We start from the raw sequence: 564 nt of genomic DNA on the forward strand, positions 1-564 counted from the left end.
GCACCGATCGGGCTGCCCGCCTGTTGCGTGTCGGCGAAGCGGATCGGCCGGTAGGTCACATGCACCGTGGTCTCGGTGATGCCGTACATGTTGATCAGGTTGTCGCAATCCTCGCCGAAGCGCTCGAACCACGGTTGCAGTGCAGCCACATCCAGGGCTTCGCCGCCGAAGATCACGTAGCGCAGCGCCAGATCGGCAGTGCTGTCACAGGCCACACGCATCAGCGGTTTAAACGCCGATGGGGTCTGGTTGAGCACGGTCACGCCCTGCTCCACCAGCAACTGGTGGAAGTCTTCCGGGGAACGGGTGGTTTCACGCGGGACGATCACCAGGCGGCCGCCATGCAGCAGCGCACCGAAGATCTCCCACACCGAGAAGTCGAAGGCGTACGAGTGGAACAGCGTCCACACATCCTGCGGGCCGAAGCCGAACCAGGCATCGGTGGCCTTGAACAGGCGCAGCAGGTTGTGGTGCGGCAGCAAGGTGCCTTTCGGCTTGCCGGTCGAGCCCGAGGTGTAGATCACATAGGCCAGGTTGTCCGGCTGAGTCAGGTGCTCGGGGTTT

1 protein-coding gene is annotated in these 564 nt (G+C 63.5%); it reads right to left on the reverse strand.

The features are described from left to right. Nucleotides 1-564: AMP-binding protein (locus ACQ4OD_RS26375; RefSeq protein WP_430945229.1), on the reverse strand; the 564-nt coding region annotated here is incomplete at both ends.

Source organism: Pseudomonas sp. WC1 (assembly GCF_050586565.1).
Classification (GTDB): Bacteria; Pseudomonadota; Gammaproteobacteria; order Pseudomonadales; family Pseudomonadaceae; genus Aquipseudomonas.